11 protein-coding genes are annotated in these 18,161 nt (G+C 42.2%); 10 read left to right on the forward strand and 1 reads right to left on the reverse strand.

Annotation, left to right across the window (positions count from 1 at the left end):
- Positions 1-162: 162 nt before the first annotated feature.
- From JQ843_RS00635 to JQ843_RS00665, 7 genes are all read left to right on the forward strand, one after another.
- Positions 163-1,170, forward strand: coding sequence for a uroporphyrinogen decarboxylase family protein (locus JQ843_RS00635; protein ID WP_203212625.1), 1,008 nt, complete (start codon positions 163-165; stop codon positions 1,168-1,170).
- Between the two features lie 9 nt (positions 1,171-1,179).
- Positions 1,180-1,383 carry a hypothetical protein gene (locus JQ843_RS00640; RefSeq protein WP_004256687.1) on the forward strand — a complete coding sequence of 68 codons (204 nt, stop codon included), beginning with the start codon at positions 1,180-1,182 and terminating at the stop codon, positions 1,381-1,383.
- Between the two features lie 2 nt (positions 1,384-1,385).
- A complete protein-coding gene (locus JQ843_RS00645) occupies positions 1,386-2,384 on the forward strand; it encodes a uroporphyrinogen decarboxylase family protein (protein WP_203212626.1) in 999 nt (332 codons plus the stop codon).
- Between the two features lie 11 nt (positions 2,385-2,395).
- Positions 2,396-3,274, forward strand: coding sequence for a transporter substrate-binding domain-containing protein (locus tag JQ843_RS00650; RefSeq protein WP_125454386.1), 879 nt, complete (start codon positions 2,396-2,398; stop codon positions 3,272-3,274).
- A 177-nt stretch (positions 3,275-3,451) separates the two neighbouring features.
- Positions 3,452-4,144: an amino acid ABC transporter permease gene (locus JQ843_RS00655; protein WP_004256697.1), complete on the forward strand. Its 693-nt coding sequence runs from the start codon at positions 3,452-3,454 to the stop codon at positions 4,142-4,144.
- A gap of 3 nt (positions 4,145-4,147) precedes the next feature.
- On the forward strand, positions 4,148-4,870 hold the full coding sequence (locus tag JQ843_RS00660; RefSeq protein ID WP_024056765.1) for an amino acid ABC transporter permease: 723 nt from the start codon (positions 4,148-4,150) through the stop codon (positions 4,868-4,870).
- A 9-nt stretch (positions 4,871-4,879) separates the two neighbouring features.
- Complete coding sequence (locus tag JQ843_RS00665) at positions 4,880-5,644, forward strand: amino acid ABC transporter ATP-binding protein (protein WP_203212627.1); 765 nt, start codon at positions 4,880-4,882, stop codon at positions 5,642-5,644.
- A gap of 75 nt (positions 5,645-5,719) precedes the next feature.
- On the opposite strand, the gene JQ843_RS00670 is transcribed toward JQ843_RS00665, so the two are convergent.
- Positions 5,720-9,616, reverse strand: a complete 3,897-nt coding sequence (locus JQ843_RS00670) for a pullulanase (RefSeq protein WP_203212628.1) — start codon at positions 9,614-9,616, stop codon at positions 5,720-5,722.
- Between the two features lie 449 nt (positions 9,617-10,065).
- On the opposite strand from JQ843_RS00670, the gene rpoB reads away from it, so the two are divergent.
- The 3 genes from rpoB to ndk all read left to right on the forward strand — a co-directional run bounded on the left by rpoB (position 10,066) and on the right by ndk (position 18,115).
- Positions 10,066-13,671: a DNA-directed RNA polymerase subunit beta gene (rpoB, locus tag JQ843_RS00675; protein ID WP_203212629.1), complete on the forward strand. Its 3,606-nt coding sequence runs from the start codon at positions 10,066-10,068 to the stop codon at positions 13,669-13,671.
- Between the two features lie 38 nt (positions 13,672-13,709).
- Positions 13,710-17,387 (forward strand): DNA-directed RNA polymerase subunit beta', encoded by a 3,678-nt coding sequence (gene rpoC, locus JQ843_RS00680; protein ID WP_203212630.1) that lies wholly within the window; start codon positions 13,710-13,712, stop codon positions 17,385-17,387.
- 305 nt (positions 17,388-17,692) lie between these two features.
- The gene (gene ndk, locus JQ843_RS00685) at positions 17,693-18,115 is read left to right on the forward strand and encodes a nucleoside-diphosphate kinase (protein ID WP_004239114.1); all 423 of its coding nucleotides are present in this window, start codon (positions 17,693-17,695) and stop codon (positions 18,113-18,115) included.
- Positions 18,116-18,161 lie beyond the last annotated feature (46 nt).

Genomic DNA, 18,161 nt, shown 5'->3' on the forward strand with positions numbered 1-18,161 from the left:
TAAACAGAAAAGAATCTCTGAAAAGCTAGTAAAATCAAGCTTTCCAGAGGTTTTTTTCTCTATTGATATAAACAATCTCAATCAAGTCGATAGTCAATATATATTGGGAAAAGGTCAAAAGGAGTGGTAAGATGGTTTCAATCCAAATGGAAGGAGAAAAGTATGACAAGTAAAAGAGAGCTAGTTTTTAAAGCCATCCGAGGAGAAGAGGTGGAACGAGTTCCTGTAGGCTTTTGGTTTCATTTTGTAACACTGGAGGAAAAAGGGCAAGGTTTAAATAACCTACGTATCTTTCAAAAAAGTGTAGAGGGACATCGGGAGTACGTTGAAAAAATTCATCCTGATTTTGTCAAAATGATGAGTGACGGATTTTTTATTTATCCAAGTAATGTCTACAGTCCTTTGGTTTCAAGTATTCAGGAGCTGGCTTCTATTGAGTCGATTGGTGAAAACCATCCTTGGATTCAGCAACAAGTAGAAGTGGTACAAGCTATTCGAGCAACCTTCACTGAGGACATTGCTTCATTCTACAATATCTTTTCTCCAATTTCCTATCTGAAAAGATGGTTTCGTACAGAGACTTCTAGAGGTGATAAGGAGGTTGCAGATATTTTTCTTGAAAATCCAGAGTTATTCAGTGAAATTTTAGACGTGATAGCAGAGGATATCGCTATCCTAACTAAAAAAATCATTCAGGATGGTGGAGCAGATGGAATCTATCTCAGTACTCAAGAAATTCAGGATGAGCGCATCACAGCAGAATTGTATCAGACCTATATTGAGCCAAGCAACATAAAGGTTTTAGAAGCTGCCAATCAGGTAGGTGGGGTAAATATCCTGCATATCTGCGGTTTCCAAGGTGCCAGTAACAATGTGACTATTTTCAAAGATTATCCAGCCCAGGTTTTCAATTGGGCAACCCACCATGAAGCAGTCAGTTTACCTCAAGGTCAGGAGCTATTTCATGGCAAAGCGGTCTTGGGTGGTTTTGAAAATGGGAAGCAGAGCCTGCTTTATGGAGGTAGCAAGGCTAAACTACAAGAGGAAACCAAACGCTTGTTAGCTGAGGCTGGGACTAGAGGGGTCCTTCTTGGAGCGGATTGTACAGTTCCAGATGACTTTGAATTAGAAAGATTGGACTGGATTCGTCAGGCTGCTATTTTAGAATAGGAGGGCCTTATGAAAAGAAAAAAGTGGCTATTGGCAGGGATGGTCCTTGGCTTTGTCATCCTACTTGCGATTAGTATTACCAAGGGATTTAATTGTAAGGAAGGGTCAAGATGTCATGGGATTCAGGATTTTCAGAAGGGAAGTCTTCCTTTTATTCAAACCAATGATATTGCCAGTGTTTTATTAGTCGAAAAAGAAAGAAATGGAGAATAGAGATGTCAGAAAAAAGAGAATGGGTTTTAAAAGCATTTAGAGGAGAAGTGGTTGACCGTGTACCTGTAGGTTTTTGGCACCACTTTACATCAGAAGAGGAATGGTTAAAGGGATTTTCCAATCCTGTGATTATTGAAAAGAACATACAAGGTCACAAACAATTTATCCGTGAACTAAATCCAGACTTTATCAAGTTGATGAGTGATGGCTATTTTGCTTATCCAAATCCAGTTATTGCCAAAGGGAAGTCACTCCAAGAGCTGGCGGAGATTCAACCTCTGGGTGAAGATCATCCGTGGATTAGAGAGCAGGTAGAATTAGTGAAGAAGATTAAGCAGGAGTTTACGGAGGACATTGTTGCTATTTACAATATTTTTGCGCCTGTGACCTACCTCAAATGGTTACTTGGAGAAGTGTCTGGTGGAGATGATCTCATTGCAGATTTCTTAGTTCAAGATTCTCAGAAATTGAAAAAAGTCCTTGATGTGATTGCGCAAGATATCGCTAGCTTGAGTCAAGCTATTATTAAAGATGCAGGAGCAGACGGTATTTATCTCAGTGTGCAAAGTATTCAGGATGCGCGTGTTTCTGCTGAAGCCTATCAGGAGATTATTGCACCGAGTGAACTGACTGTTTTAAAAGCGGCTAAGTCGGTTGGTGGGGTAAATATCCTTCATATCTGTGGCTATGAAGGAGCTCGAAACGATATTCATATCTTTGCCGACTATCCAGCTCATGTTTTTAACTGGGCAGTTGGTCCAGAAGGAATTAGCCTAAAAGAAGGTCGTGAGATTTTCAAGGGTCGTGCTGTTCTGGGAGGATTTGAAAACGGTAAAGATGGCCTTATTTATCGAGGCAGTAAGGAAGAAATTCAAGCTGAAACCAAACGATTGGTAGAAGAAACAGGAAAAGAGGGCTTCATACTTGGAGCAGATTGTACCATTCCGAGTGATATTGCAGTGGAGCGTATCCAGTGGGTGAGAGAGGCATTAGATAAATAAAGGAGAAGAATATGAGTAAGAAAACATGGATTATTGGTGGAGTTGCGGTTGCGGCAGTGCTTGGAGCAACGATTATTGGTAGAACTTTGGCGGGAGCATCTGCTAAAGGTGCAGATGCAGCTTCGTCTGGACAAGTAACAACTTTAAAAGTTGCCCATACTCAAAACTATGTCCCTTATGATTTTATTGACGAAAAAGGGGGATCAGATGGTTATGAAGTCGCTGTTTTAAAGGCGGTTGATGAGAAATTAGCAGATTATAAATTTGAGTATACTGGAACTAGTGATGATGATCTCTTGATTGGACTTGAGTCTGGCAAGTACGATATTGGAACTAAAGGTGCTTGGTATACAGATGAACGGGCTAAGAAATTCATTATTCCATCTGAGCCAGTAGGAGCCAGCATTATTGGTTTTACTGTTAGAAAAGAAGATGAAGCCAAATATAAGAATATTGATGATTTCGCCAAAAATAAAGGAAAATTAGTACCCATCTCTCCTCAAAATGCCCAGTGGAATGTCATCAATAGCTATAATGACAAGCATAAGGATACACCAATTGAGTTGACAGCTGCTGAATCATTCAAGGTGGCAGATGCTTATGCTTGGGTTTTAGAAGGACGATACGATGCCTTCTTTGATATCAAGTTGTCTTTTGAAAAAGCAGTGACAGCAGAGGATGGTTCTTACCACCAATATGCGGACAAACTTAGCTGGTTCCCTTATAAAGGAATCCCAACCTATCCATTGATTCACCGTGATGAAAAGGGCGAGAAGTTTGCTAAAGAGTATGAAAAAGCGATTAAAGAATTAAAAGAAGACGGCACTCTAGCTAAACTTTCTCAAAAATACTTTAAAGAAGACGTCTTTAGCTACGTTGATAAAGATTAGATGAACAATCAGGAATGTTATACTCTTCGAAAATCTCTTCAAACCGCGTCAACGACGCCTTGCCGTAGGTATGGTTACTGACTTCGTCAGTTCTATCCACAACCTCAAAACACTGTTTTGAGCAACCTGTGGCTAGTTTGCTTTTTGATTTTCATTGAGTATTAGAAAGAGGTTTATATGGTTTCATATGATTTTTCAAGAGTGTTCCAATTTTTACCAACCTTATGGCAGGCTCTTCCTATGACCTTGTCCATTCTCTTTTTTACTACAATCCTTGGTTCCCTTTTCGGTGGCTTATTGGCTTGGGCTCAAGTGGGAGAAGACAAGACTTTTGCAGGTCTTTCCAAGGGCTATATTTTCACTCTTCGCTGTACTCCCCCCATTGTCTTACTGTTTTTAGTCTTTTATGGTTTACCTGAATTTTTAAAATGGTGGTTGAATTTAGATATCAACAACTGGTCTAAGACGGTCTTTGTCTTATTCACTATGGTCTTGCTATTTGCGGCTATCATTGCAGAAGTATTTAAGGCGTCCTATCAGGCAATTCCCAAAGGTCAGATGGAAGCTGGAGTCAGTATTGGTCTGACACCTAGTCAGACATTTTGGAGAATCATTTTTCCTCAGGCTTTTCAAGTGGCTCTTCCAAATATGACGACCGCTATTCTAAATTTGATGCGAGATGCTGCCCTAGCCTATACGATTGGTTTTGTAGATGTCATGGGGGCTGGCAATCTCTTAATCAGTCGTAATTTGGGGAATTATTCTCTTGAAACCTATACAGCGGTTGCCATTCTTTATTGGGGTGTAGCCTTGGCTGTTTCCTTCTTGAGTCGCTTGTTAGAAAAATCTTTGGAAACGAAAGGGAGATAGGATATGGATTTAGACTATATTGCAAAAACCTTTTTAGAGACCTTAAAAGGGGTACCGACCACCTTGATTATCATGATTGTAGCCATGATCTTAAGTTTTCTACCAGCCTTGTTTTTAGCTCTGGGACAAATATATAAAGTAAAAGGTGTTCGAACTTTCTCTCTCGTGTATCTAGCTTTTATAAGAGCAACACCTCCGATTTTGCTGATTCTTTTCTTTTATAGTTTGTTTCCGAGTTTGCTCAATCAATTTCTCAAAAGCATAGGAAGTGATGTTGATATCTTTAAACTCAATCCGATCTATTATGCTTTTATTATCTATAGCCTGATGACAACAGGTAGTTTATCAGAAATCTTACGTTCGGCTATTTTGACTGTGGATAAGGGACAATTAGAAGCTGCACAAGCGATTGGCTTAACCACTAGTCAAGCTTATGTGAGGATTATTTTTCCACAGGCCTTGCGATCAGCTCTGCCCAATCTGGCTAATCTAGTTATAAATATTGTAAAAGGAACCTCTTTGGTTTTTGTGATGACCATTAAGGATATTACAGCCATTGCCCGTGTTGAAGCGTCTTATGGTTATCAGTATTTTGAATCCTATTTTGTGATCTTTTTACAGTACATTCTTATTTGCGGATTGATTCAATGGGGCTTTTCAATTATAGAGAAACGCTATATTCGAAGAGAAAAGGGACAAGTAGTGCCCAGTACAGGTTTAGCATAGGAGGAGACAATGTTACAAGTAGAACATGTTGCAAAAAAATTTGGAGACAGACAAGTCCTAGAAGATGTTAATCTCAAGGTCAACCAAGGGGATGTGGTTGTAATATTGGGGCCATCTGGATCAGGTAAAACGACTTTTCTCAGATGTCTCAATCATTTAGAAAAGGCCGATAGTGGCTCTTTGAAGCTTGCTGATAAAGACTACGATCTTGGCAAATTGACCAAAAAAGATATTTTAGAAATTCGCCAGAAGACAGCCTTCGTTTTCCAACATTATAATTTATTTGCTAATAAGACCGCCTTGGAAAATATTTTAGAGGGCTTGGTAATTGCTCGGAAAATTCCTAAGGAAGAAGCAACCAAACGTGCGGAAGCTGCCTTAGAAAAAGTTGGTTTACTAGCTTATAAAGATTACTATCCCTCTCAGCTTTCTGGAGGTCAGCAACAACGAATCGGCATTGCGCGTGCCATCGCTGTGAAACCAGAGGTCATTTTATTAGATGAGCCAACATCGGCCTTGGATCCAGAGTTGGTAGGGGATGTTTTAGATGTTTTAAAACAGTTAGCTAAAGAAGGAGTTACTATGGTAGTAGTGACTCATGAGATGGGTTTTGCTAGAGATGTAGCCAATCATGTTATTTTTATGGATGGTGGGAAAATTGTTGAAGAGAATAATGCCCATGAATTCTTTAGTCGTCCAAAAGAAGAACGAACCAAGCAATTTTTGGCACGAATACTTTCGGATGCGACCTATAGTGTAGAATATATGATTTGATAGATAGGATTATTAGGGAAAAAATCAATCCCCCGAGCGTTAAGGCTTGGGGGATTGTTCTATAGGAGGGCTAGTTTAGTTCTCTTTTTTATTTTTTAGCAAGAACCCGAGACCTAGAAGGGCAAGGAGACTAATTCCTGCAAACAGGAGTTTGTGATCGTTTTTGGTTCCTGTATTTGGAAGTTCAGCTTGTTTAGCTAGGGGTGCAGGTTTATTTTCCTTGCTAGAGTTTTCTACCGATTCGTTTTGAACCGCCTCTTTTACAGATGATGCTTGTGCTTCTTGTGTTGGTTGTGAAGCTTGTGAATCAGTTGTAGCTTGGCTAGGTTTATTTTCCGCATCAGCTACTTTTGCATCTGGTTTTGCAGAATCAGGTTTAGTTTGTGGAGCTGGAGTTTGCTGTTCCGGTTTGACTACTCGGTTTGGAATATTGTCCTGGACATTATTTTGACCTTGTTCTTGTTTTAAGCTAGAAAGGTCAAATTCTGGTTTTTCTTCCACAGCTGAGGCAACGATGGCACCGCCTTGAGAGATTCTAAGAACAGTAGCTGTAAGGGCATTTAATTTCAAGCCTTTTTCAGTCCATTCGAGTCCTTTCGGGTTGGCAATTCCGACTGGTCCTGCTTGGTTTTCATCTGCTAAAACTTCAGCGTTTCTGAGGTGGGCGAAGGCAGTTCCCAAATTAAATTCGCGAGCTTTTTCGTCCGCATTGACAAAGACTGCGTAGATATCACCGTTTGGAGCAGTAATTTGGTAGCCAATTACTACATCCTCTTTTTCTACACCATTTTGGCCTGGGACAGTGATGAGGTGGACACGGTCTTTGATATCTTGGAGACTCTTAAGTCGGAAGGCATCTGTAGATTGACGAAGAGCAATCAACCCTTTCATATAGTCACGGCTCTTGACATTTTCAGGATATGCTTTTCCATCTGTAGCCTTAGTCCAGTCAAACTTGTTAATAGCATCACTCGAATCGTAAGAGTCATGGATGAAGTAAGGATAGTCAAATGGATTGCCGTCCTTATCACGCAACAAGTGAGATTTGTTTGGAACCTTATCCTCCGATACTGGAGTCTTGTAGGCTGGGTCACGGAATTGTTTAGTACGTCCGTATTCCTGACCAGAGTGGATAAACGGAGTTCCTTGAGCTGTCAAGACCATGAGGTTTCCAAGTCGCAAACGACGGTGGATTTCAGCATAGTTCTCAGCCTTGCTTGGGTCTTTTTTGATAGACTGGGCGATGATGTCAAAGAGGGTCAAGTTATCATGGGCTGCGATGTATTGGATGACATCTCCAGGGCTGTCAGCTTCAAAGTTGGTTGGTTGAGCAATGATATTTTTGAAGATGGTGTTGATATCACGCTTGCCACCTGTGATAAAGGCAGGTTGACCTTCGTTTGGATAACCAGACTTGAGGTTGTTACGAATGTCATCTGAGAAGACAGCGACAGTATCGGTATGTTTCATCCAATCTTGGTCAGCAGCTTTAGTAGGCATGTTTTCATCACCAGCATAGGTTCTCCAACCTTCACCCAGCATGATTAAGTGTGGATTGAGGGCGCGTGCGGCCTTGTACGCTTCTTCAATAGAAGCTGCATCATGGTCTCCCATCATATCGAAGCGGAATCCATCCACTTTGTAGGTATCAACTAGATATTTGATAGAGTCAACTAGGAGTCGTTTGGTCATATGGTGGGTTGTCCCCAAGCGTCCACCACCAAAGCTAGTGCGAGGTGTACCATCAGCATCCATAAAGTGGTAGTAGTTTGGCTCTAAATTTTCAAAGATATCGACCTTGGCTGTATGGTTATAAACGACATCTAGGATAGCTCCCATGCCACGTTTGTGGATTTCGTTGATGAGGTTTTTAAATTCTGCGATTCGTTTTTCTGGATTTTTAGGATCGCTTGAATACATACCAGTCAAGGAGAAGTAGTTTTGAGGATCATATCCCCAGTTATAGTTGCTGTTGCTTGAAGCATAGTCAGACAAGCGTTCATGGTTTTTCAATTCATTGACAAAGTAGTAAGACAAGACTGGAAGGAGCTGGATGTGGGTTACACCCAAGTCTTTGAGATAGTCTAGTTTTTCAATAAATGCTTCAAAGGTACCAAATGGTTTGGTTAAGTCTTTTGCAATGGCAGGATCTGAAGTAAAGTCACGCACATGAGCTTCGTAGATAACGGCATCTTCACGAGTCTTGAAATTGTGAATCTTACCATAAGTCAAGTCTTGAGGTCCGAGTTTGGCTGGATCTACAAAGGCGGCTTTAGCCACTTTATGGGCATCGTCAATCTTAGCATCGTCACTATTCCAAGCAGCGAGGGACTTAGCGTAAGGATCGAGTGCAAGAACAGTTTTACCTTGACGTTCGATTTGGTATTGATAATAGTATCCAGTGAAATCTGTGATTCCGAGTTTGTTTGTGCTATCTAGAGTTTGTTTCCAAGTTCCTCTTTCCCCTTTTTCAAGAGCGACAGTTCCAACCACTTTTTCAGGGTTATTCTTGTCGTAGACAACGACAGAAACCTTGTCAGCACTTGGTGACCAAAGGGTTAAATCAACTTGTTTTCCTTCTTCTTTTAGGTCAGCTCCAAGTTTGCCATCATAACTGTAAGTCTCATCTTTCAGACGCCAGCTTGTTTTGGTAGTGAATTGGTCAGCGTTGTAGCTCACGGTATAAGGATGTTTTGTGTCCGAGAAATCTCCACTGTAGGTCACTTTCTTACCAGCTTCATCGATTGCAACATCGGTGATAGCTACTTTATTTCCTAGGTGATTAGTGATGTTGGAGTGTTTGAGGATATCCTCTTTTTTAGCACCGACAAGTGTTGAAAAACTACTCTCAATGCTAGAAGTGCCTACGTGTTGGGCTCCTGTCATACGGATATCATGGACATAGTATGGATTTGTGTAAATCGATTCATCATCGTCTTTTAGGAAAATTTGGCTATGATTTTTTAAATCTGTGAACTTATAATCTTCTTTACGGATTTTCACATCGTCTCCTTGTTTGTTTCTGTCTAGTAATAAAAATCCAAGGTCTTTAGCTGCATCTTTGAGTGGAATATCGATATAGCGACCATATTTGCCTGTAGCCGTAAAATCTGTTCCGTTAGGCCATTCACCACTACTTGGATTTTTCACATCTCCCCAGTACCAGAGAGATTTCTTGTCATAGTTGCCATCTGTACGGTAGTAGTTGACGCGAATAGTTCCTGCAGGTTGTGGCTCGTAAGAGAAAACCTTGTGTTCTTGGTCCAACCAAGCCTCATTCATATTTGGTGCCAGTTTTTCTATCGATTTATCGCCGGTTAGATTTTTCCCAGCTGTATTATTGATGAGGAAGCTAATTTTCTTGGCTTGTTCTCCCTTTAATTTGACATCTAGGTAGTAGCCATAGTCGTCTTTTTTGGCATCCTTAAAGGACAAGGCTCCGTTAGGCCAGTTTTCAGATGGTTTTTCAACATCGTCCCAAGTCCATAGTCCTTGAGCATCCTTGTTTTCTTCAGGAAGCTTTTTGACATGGATACGGAAGTAGTTGTCTTCTATTGGTTCTTCTGCCTTAGTTTCAGTCGTTACTGGACTCGTAGAAGTAGTTGGTTCACTTGAACGATCTTGTCCGGTTTGTGGGGCTGAATCGGCGGGAGTTGCAGCAGGAGTAGTTGGCTCTGTTGCAGGTTTTTCTTCTGTTTTCTTTAGGGAAGCGTTTGCACTATCGGGTGAAGAAAAATCGCTTTCGTTCTTGCCAGCGATGTTTGTTGCATCAGTAAGAGGTTGAGTAAGGGAGGTCGTATTTCTGTTGCTGGGTTCGTTAGTGGTTGGTGTATTTTCGTTTGCTGAGATAGTTGGTGTAGCCATGGCAAGCAGAATAAGGCTTGCTCCAATAAGGACAGAACCAGTTCCATTTTTGAGGGAACGGATACTGTAAACCATTTTTTTCTCAGTGTGAGATGGTATTTTTCTCATAATGATTCTCCAATCAATGAATTTCTCTATCAGTATAGCACTTAGTAAAATAAGATGCAAGCGTTTTCCTAAAATTAAAATAAAAGAAAAAATCGCAACAAATTTTGTTACGATTAAGCCAGTATTTCTTATAGGAAAAGATTTTGTCAAAAAATCGTTAATCCCCTTGAAAAATCTAGCTAAATAGGGTATAATATGAATAATCATTTGTCGTAGGTTTTGTCTGAAATATTGTCCAGACAAGGCTCACAGCAGTTAAATCTTCTGAAGAAGTCAGATTTAGCTGCTCTTTTTGTGCTTTTTTTCAGGATTTCGCGTGTTTGTAACAAAGACTTAAAGATTCTGAAAATTCATCAAAAGGACACGGTGATAGGGGTTTTAAAAACCATATGACGATTAGAAAAGCCTGATTGACAAGGCTTGGAACTTATTTACAAAGGAGAATCATCTTGGCAGGACATGACGTTCAATACGGGAAACATCGTACCCGTCGTAGTTTTTCAAGAATCAAAGAAGTTCTTGACTTACCAAATTTGATTGAAATTCAAACTGACTCATTCAAAGATTTCCTAGACCACGGTCTTAAGGAAGTGTTTGAAGATGTATTGCCAATTTCAAACTTCACAGACACGATGGAGTTGGAATTTGTTGGATATGAAATCAAGGAACCAAAATACACGCTAGAAGAAGCTCGTATCCACGATGCTAGCTACTCAGCACCAATTTTTGTAACCTTCCGCTTGATCAATAAAGAAACAGGCGAAATCAAGACTCAAGAAGTTTTCTTTGGTGATTTCCCAATCATGACAGAAATGGGTACTTTTATCATCAATGGTGGTGAACGTATCATCGTTTCGCAGTTGGTTCGCTCACCAGGTGTTTACTTTAACGACAAAGTTGATAAAAACGGTAAAGTGGGCTATGGTTCAACTGTTATCCCTAACCGTGGAGCTTGGTTGGAGCTTGAAAGCGACTCAAAAGATATTGCCTATACTCGTATCGACCGTACTCGTAAGATTCCATTTACGACATTGGTTCGTGCGCTTGGTTTCTCAGGTGATGATGAAATCTTTGATATCTTTGGTGATAGCGAATTGGTTCGCAACACTGTTGAAAAAGATATCCACAAGAACCCAATGGACTCTCGTACAGACGAAGCCTTGAAAGAAATTTACGAACGCCTTCGTCCAGGTGAGCCTAAGACTGCTGAAAGCTCACGTAGCTTGCTTGTAGCTCGTTTCTTTGACCCACGTCGTTATGACTTGGCAGCTGTCGGTCGTTACAAAATCAATAAAAAACTCAATGTTAAAACACGTTTGCTTAACCAAACTATTGCTGAGCCATTGGTAGACTCTGAAACAGGAGAAATCTTGGTAGAAGCTGGAACAATCATGACTCGTAGTGTGATTGAAAGCATTGAAAGTCATTTGGATGGTGATTTGAACAAGATTGTTTACATTCCAAATGATGCAGCTGTTGTGACTGAGCCAGTTGTTCTTCAAAAATTCAAGGTTGTTGCTCCAACTGATCCAGACCGTGTTGTAACGATCATCGGTAATGCTAATCCAGATGACAAGGTTCGTATCGTCACTCCTGCAGATATCCTTGCTGAGATGAGCTACTTCCTCAACTTAGCTGAAGGACTTGGCCGTGTAGATGATATCGACCACCTTGGAAACCGTCGTATCCGTGCGGTTGGTGAATTGCTTGCCAACCAAGTACGTCTTGGACTTTCTCGTATGGAACGTAATGTCCGTGAACGTATGTCTGTTCAAGATAACGAAGTCTTGACACCACAACAAATTATTAATATCCGTCCTGTAACAGCTGCGGTTAAAGAATTCTTTGGTTCATCACAGTTGTCACAGTTCATGGACCAACACAACCCACTTTCTGAGTTGTCCCACAAACGCCGTTTATCAGCCTTAGGACCTGGTGGTTTGACACGTGACCGCGCTGGATATGAAGTCCGTGACGTGCACTACACTCACTACGGTCGTATGTGTCCAATTGAGACACCTGAAGGACCTAACATCGGTTTGATCAATAACTTGTCATCTTACGGACACTTGAACAAATATGGTTTTGTTCAAACACCATACCGTAAAGTTGACCGTGAAACAGGTGTTGTTACGAACGAAATCGTTTGGTTGACAGCCGATGAAGAAGATGAATTTACTGTAGCGCAGGCTAACTCTCGCCTCAATGAAGATGGAACTTTTGCTGAAAAAGTTGTCATGGGACGTCACCAAGGGGTCAACCAAGAGTATCCAGCTAATGTTGTTGACTATATGGACGTATCACCAAAACAGGTAGTTGCCGTTGCGACAGCATGTATTCCTTTCTTGGAAAACGATGACTCCAACCGTGCCCTCATGGGAGCCAACATGCAACGTCAGGCTGTGCCATTGATTAATCCTAAAGCACCTTACGTTGGTACTGGTATGGAATATCAGGCAGCCCACGATTCAGGAGCTGCTGTGATTGCTCAGTATGACGGTAAAGTTACCTATGCAGATGCTGACAAGGTAGAAGTTCGTCGTGAAGATGGTTCATTGGATGTTTACCACATCCAAAAATTCCGTCGTTCAAACTCAGGTACTGCTTACAACCAACGCACTCTCGTAAAAGTTGGTGATGCCGTTGAAAAAGGCGATTTCATCGCTGACGGACCTTCTATGGAAAATGGAGAAATGGCGCTTGGACAAAACCCAATCGTTGCCTACATGACTTGGGAAGGTTACAACTTCGAGGATGCTGTTATCATGAGCGAACGCTTGGTGAAAGATGATGTCTACACATCTGTCCACCTTGAAGAATACGAATCAGAAACGCGCGATACAAAGCTTGGGCCTGAAGAAATTACTCGTGAAATTCCAAACGTTGGTGAAGATGCCCTTAAAGACCTTGACGAAATGGGTATTATCCGTATCGGTGCTGAGGTTAAAGAAGGTGATATCCTTGTAGGTAAAGTAACACCTAAGGGGGAGAAAGACCTTTCAGCTGAAGAACGTCTCTTGCACGCTATCTTTGGAGACAAGTCACGTGAAGTTCGTGATACTTCTCTTCGTGTACCACACGGTGCCGATGGTGTCGTTCGTGATGTTAAGATCTTTACACGTGCAAATGGAGATGAGTTGCAATCAGGTGTCAACATGCTGGTTCGCGTCTACATCGCTCAAAAACGTAAGATCAAGGTCGGAGATAAGATGGCCGGACGTCACGGAAATAAAGGGGTTGTCTCTCGTATCGTTCCTGTAGAAGATATGCCTTACCTTCCAGATGGAACTCCAGTCGATATCATGTTGAACCCACTTGGGGTGCCATCACGTATGAATATCGGTCAGGTTATGGAACTCCACCTTGGGATGGCAGCTCGTACTCTTGGTATTCACATCGCAACACCAGTCTTTGACGGAGCAAGTTCTGAAGATCTTTGGTCAACTGTTAAAGAAGCTGGTATGGATAGCGATGCCAAAACAATCCTTTACGATGGACGTACAGGTGAACCATTTGATAACCGTGTTTCTGTCGGAGTCATGTACATGATCAAACTCCACCACATGGTTGATGATAAATTGCACGCGCGTTCAGTCGGACCTTACTCAACCGTTACTCAACAACCACTTGGAGGTAAAGCTCAGTTTGGTGGACAACGTTTCGGTGAGATGGAGGTTTGGGCTCTTGAAGCCTACGGTGCATCAAATGTCCTTCAAGAAATCTTGACTTACAAGTCTGACGATATCAACGGACGTTTGAAAGCTTATGAAGCTATTACAAAAGGAAAACCAATTCCAAAACCAGGTGTTCCAGAATCCTTCCGAGTTCTTGTCAAAGAATTGCAATCTCTTGGTCTTGACATGCGAGTCCTTGACGAAGATGATCAAGAAGTGGAACTTCGTGACTTGGATGAAGGAATGGACGAAGATGTCATCCACGTAGATGACCTTGAAAAAGCCCGCGAAAAAGCAGCACAAGAGGCTAAAGCAGCCTTTGAAGCTGAAGAAGCTGAGAAAGCAACAAAAGCGGAAGCAACAGAAGAAACTGCTGAATAAGAATAAGCAGTTCACTTAGAATAGAAAGGGAAGAAATAGTGGTTGATGTAAATCGTTTTAAAAGTATGCAAATCACCCTAGCTTCTCCAAGCAAAGTCCGTTCATGGTCTTATGGAGAAGTCAAAAAACCTGAAACAATCAATTACCGTACCTTGAAACCAGAACGTGAAGGACTATTTGATGAAGTTATCTTTGGTCCTACAAAAGACTGGGAATGTGCTTGTGGTAAGTACAAACGCATTCGTTACAGAGGAATTGTTTGTGACCGTTGTGGGGTTGAAGTAACGCGTACAAAAGTTCGTCGTGAGCGTATGGGGCACATTGAGTTGAAAGCTCCTGTATCTCACATCTGGTACTTCAAGGGGATTCCAAGCCGTATGGGCTTGACCCTTGATATGAGCCCTCGTGCCCTCGAGGAAGTTATCTACTTTGCAGCTTATGTGGTGATTGATCCTAAGGATACACCACTTGAGCACAAGTCTATCATGACAGAGCGCGAATACCGTGAGCGCTTGCGTGAGTATGGTTATGGATCATTCGTTGCCAAGATGGGTGCTGAAGCTATCCAAGACCTTCTAAAACAAGTAGATCTTGAAAAAGAAATTGCTGAACTCAAAGAAGAGTTGAAAACAGCTACTGGACAAAAACGTGTCAAAGCTATCCGTCGTTTGGATGTTTTGGATGCCTTTTACAAGTCTGGAAACAAACCTGAATGGATGATTCTCAACATCCTTCCGGTTATTCCACCAGATCTTCGTCCAATGTTGCAGTTGGATGGTGGCCGTTTTGCCTCATCTGACTTGAATGACCTTTACCGCCGTGTTATCAACCGTAACAACCGTTTGGCTCGTTTGCTTGAGTTGAATGCACCAGGTATTATTGTTCAAAATGAGAAGCGTATGCTTCAAGAAGCGGTTGACGCTTTGATTGACAATGGTCGTCGTGGTCGTCCAATCACAGGACCAGGTAGCCGTCCATTGAAATCATTGAGCCATATGCTTAAAGGTAAACAAGGACGCTTCCGTCAAAACTTGCTCGGTAAACGTGTTGACTTCTCAGGACGTTCCGTTATCGCCGTTGGTCCAACGCTTAAGATGTACCAATGTGGTGTGCCACGTGAAATGGCGATTGAGCTCTTTAAACCATTCGTTATGCGAGAAATCGTTGCACGTGATATCGTGCAAAACGTCAAAGCGGCTAAACGCTTGGTGGAACGTGGAGACGAGCGTATCTGGGATATCCTTGAAGAAGTAATCAAAGAACACCCAGTACTTCTTAACCGCGCACCGACCCTTCACCGTTTGGGTATCCAAGCCTTCGAGCCAGTCTTGATTGATGGTAAGGCCCTTCGCTTGCACCCACTTGTCTGTGAAGCCTACAATGCCGACTTTGACGGGGACCAAATGGCCATCCACGTACCGCTTTCAGAAGAAGCCCAAGCAGAAGCTCGTATCTTGATGCTCGCTGCTGAGCATATCTTGAACCCGAAAGATGGTAAACCAGTTGTTACTCCATCTCAGGACATGGTTTTGGGTAACTACTACTTGACCATGGAAGAAGCTGGTCGTGAAGGTGAAGGAATGGTCTTCAAAGACCGTGACGAAGCGGTTATGGCTTACCGTAATGGTTATGTTCATCTCCACTCACGTGTTGGTATCGCAACAGACAGCCTCAACAAGCCTTGGACAGAAGAGCAAAAACACAAGGTCTTGCTTACAACAGTTGGTAAAATCCTCTTCAACGACATCATGCCAGAGGGTCTACCATACTTGCAAGAACCAAACAATGCTAACTTGACAGAAGGCGTTCCAGCTAAATACTTCTTGCCACTTGGTGGAGATATCAAGGAAGCTATCAGCAATCTTGAACTTAACCCTCCATTCAAGAAGAAAAACCTTGGAAATATCATCGCTGAAATCTTCAAACGTTTCCGTACGACAGAAACTTCTGCCCTACTTGACCGTATGAAGAACCTCGGTTACCACCACTCAACTCTTGCAGGATTGACAGTGGGTATTGCCGATATCCCAGTCGTTGATGACAAGGCTGAAATCATTGAAGAATCACACAAACGTGTAGAACAAATCACAAAACAATTCCGTCGTGGTATGATTACAGACGACGAGCGTTACAATGCTGTTACAGCTGAATGGCGTGCTGCCCGTGAAAAACTTGAGAAACGTTTGATTGCCAACCAAGATCCTAAGAACCCAATCGTTATGATGATGGACTCTGGAGCCCGTGGTAATATCTCAAACTTCTCACAGCTTGCCGGTATGCGTGGTCTGATGGCTGCTCCGAACGGACGTATCATGGAATTGCCAATCCTTTCAAACTTCCGCGAAGGTTTGTCGGTATTGGAAATGTTCTTCTCAACTCACGGTGCCCGTAAAGGTATGACTGATACGGCCCTTAAGACAGCCGACTCAGGTTACTTGACTCGTCGTTTGGTTGACGTTGCCCAAGACGTTATCATCCGTGAGGATGACTGTGGAACTGACCGTGGTCTCTTGATCCGCTCTATCGCCGAAGGAAAAGAGATGATCGAGTCTCTCGAAGAGCGTCTCAACGGTCGTTACACTAAGAAAACTGTTAAACATCCAGAAACTGGTGCAGTTATCATCGGTCCAAATGAGTTGATTACAGAAGATAAGGCACGTGAAATTGTCAATGCTGGTGTGGAAGAAGTCACTATCCGCTCTGTATTTACATGTAACACTCGTCATGGTGTCTGCCGTCACTGTTATGGGATCAACTTGGCGACTGGTGATGCGGTTGAGGTTGGTGAAGCAGTTGGTACAATCGCTGCCCAATCTATCGGGGAACCTGGTACACAGCTTACAATGCGTACCTTCCACACGGGTGGGGTTGCCTCAAATACCGATATTACTCAGGGTCTTCCTCGTGTCCAAGAAATCTTTGAAGCCCGCAATCCTAAAGGGGAAGCGGTTATCACAGAGGTTAAAGGACAAGTTACAGCTATCGAAGAAGATGCATCAACTCGCACCAAGAAAGTCTTTGTTAAGGGTGAAACTGGCGAAGGGGAATACGTCGTTCCATTTACCGCTCGTATGCGTGTAGAAGTTGGAGACCAAGTAGCGCGTGGTGCTGCTCTTACAGAAGGTTCTATCCAACCAAAACGTCTCCTTGCAGTCCGTGATGTCTTGTCAGTTGAAACTTACCTTCTTGGTGAAGTACAAAAAGTTTACCGTAGCCAAGGGGTAGAAATCGGTGACAAACACATCGAGGTAATGGTTCGTCAAATGATCCGTAAAGTCCGTGTCATGGATCCAGGTGACACAGATCTTCTCATGGGTACCCTCATGGATATCAATGACTTTACAGATGCTAACAAAGATGTCCTTATCTCAGGTGGAGTTCCAGCGACAGGTCGCCCAGTCCTTATGGGAATTACCAAAGCCTCACTTGAAACAAATAGTTTCTTGTCAGCGGCTTCCTTCCAGGAAACAACTCGTGTCCTTACAGATGCAGCTATCCGTGGTAAGAAAGACCATCTCCTTGGACTTAAAGAAAATGTTATCATCGGTAAGATCATCCCAGCTGGTACTGGTATGGCCCGTTACCGTAACCTTGAACCACATGCTATCAACGAAGAAGAATACCTTAATCCTCCAGTAGAGGAAGAAGGGGATGAAGAAATAACAGAAGTAGTTGTGGATACTGCCGTTGAAACTGTGGAAGAAACAGTAGAATAAAAGAGAATGAGAGAGCCTTCGGGTTCTCTTTCTCTTTTCTGAAAACTTTCTCCATTTTTCCATGAAATGTGGTAAAATAATACTCAATGAAAATCAAAGAGCAAACTAGGAAACTAGCCGCAGGTTGCTCAAAGCACTGCTTTGAGGTTGTAGATAGAACTGACGAAGTCAGCTAAAAACACTGTTTTGAGGTTGTGGATAGAACTGACGAAGTCAGTAACCATACCTACGGTAAGGCGACGTTGACGTGGTTTGAAGAGATTTTCGAAGAGTATAAAAGAAAGAAGCTGACAAAGGAGACAGGTATGGAACAAACATTTTTTATCATTAAACCAGACGGTGTAAAAAGAGGATTAGTGGGTGAGGTGTTGAAACGCATCGAACAACGTGGATTTACAATCGAAAAATTGGAGTTGCGTACAAAGGTTTCAGAAGGGTTAATTGATCAGCACTATCAGGACTTGGTTGGTCAAAGTTTTTACCCACCGATTCGTGAATTTATGACTTCAGGACCGGTTCTTGTAGGTATCATTTCTGGTCCCAAAGTAATTGAAACTTGGCGGACTATGATGGGTGCAACTCGTCCAGAAGAAGCTTTACCAGGAACTATTCGAGGTGATTTTGCAAAAGCTGCTGGAGAAAATGAGGTTATCCAAAATGTTGTGCATGGTTCAGATTCAGAAGAGTCAGCTAAGCGAGAAATTGCTCTTTGGTTTGAAGAGAAATAGTAAAAGTTTGATGTAAGGGATACTTGCGTCAAACTTTTTTGCATTT

The sequence above is a fragment of the Streptococcus mitis genome (assembly GCF_905187495.1).
In the GTDB taxonomy this organism is placed as follows: domain Bacteria; phylum Bacillota; class Bacilli; order Lactobacillales; family Streptococcaceae; genus Streptococcus; species Streptococcus mitis_CU.

Coding starts and splice junctions, on each gene's coding strand:
- JQ843_RS00635 (WP_203212625.1), top strand. CDS start 163: ATGACAAGTAAAAGAGAGCTAGTTTTTAAAGCCATCCGAGGAGAAGAG.
- JQ843_RS00640 (WP_004256687.1), top strand. CDS start 1,180: ATGAAAAGAAAAAAGTGGCTATTGGCAGGGATGGTCCTTGGCTTTGTC.
- JQ843_RS00645 (WP_203212626.1), top strand. CDS start 1,386: ATGTCAGAAAAAAGAGAATGGGTTTTAAAAGCATTTAGAGGAGAAGTG.
- JQ843_RS00650 (WP_125454386.1), top strand. CDS start 2,396: ATGAGTAAGAAAACATGGATTATTGGTGGAGTTGCGGTTGCGGCAGTG.
- JQ843_RS00655 (WP_004256697.1), top strand. CDS start 3,452: ATGGTTTCATATGATTTTTCAAGAGTGTTCCAATTTTTACCAACCTTA.
- JQ843_RS00660 (WP_024056765.1), top strand. CDS start 4,148: ATGGATTTAGACTATATTGCAAAAACCTTTTTAGAGACCTTAAAAGGG.
- JQ843_RS00665 (WP_203212627.1), top strand. CDS start 4,880: ATGTTACAAGTAGAACATGTTGCAAAAAAATTTGGAGACAGACAAGTC.
- JQ843_RS00670 (WP_203212628.1), bottom strand. CDS start 9,616: ATGAGAAAAATACCATCTCACACTGAGAAAAAAATGGTTTACAGTATC.
- ndk (WP_004239114.1), top strand. CDS start 17,693: ATGGAACAAACATTTTTTATCATTAAACCAGACGGTGTAAAAAGAGGA.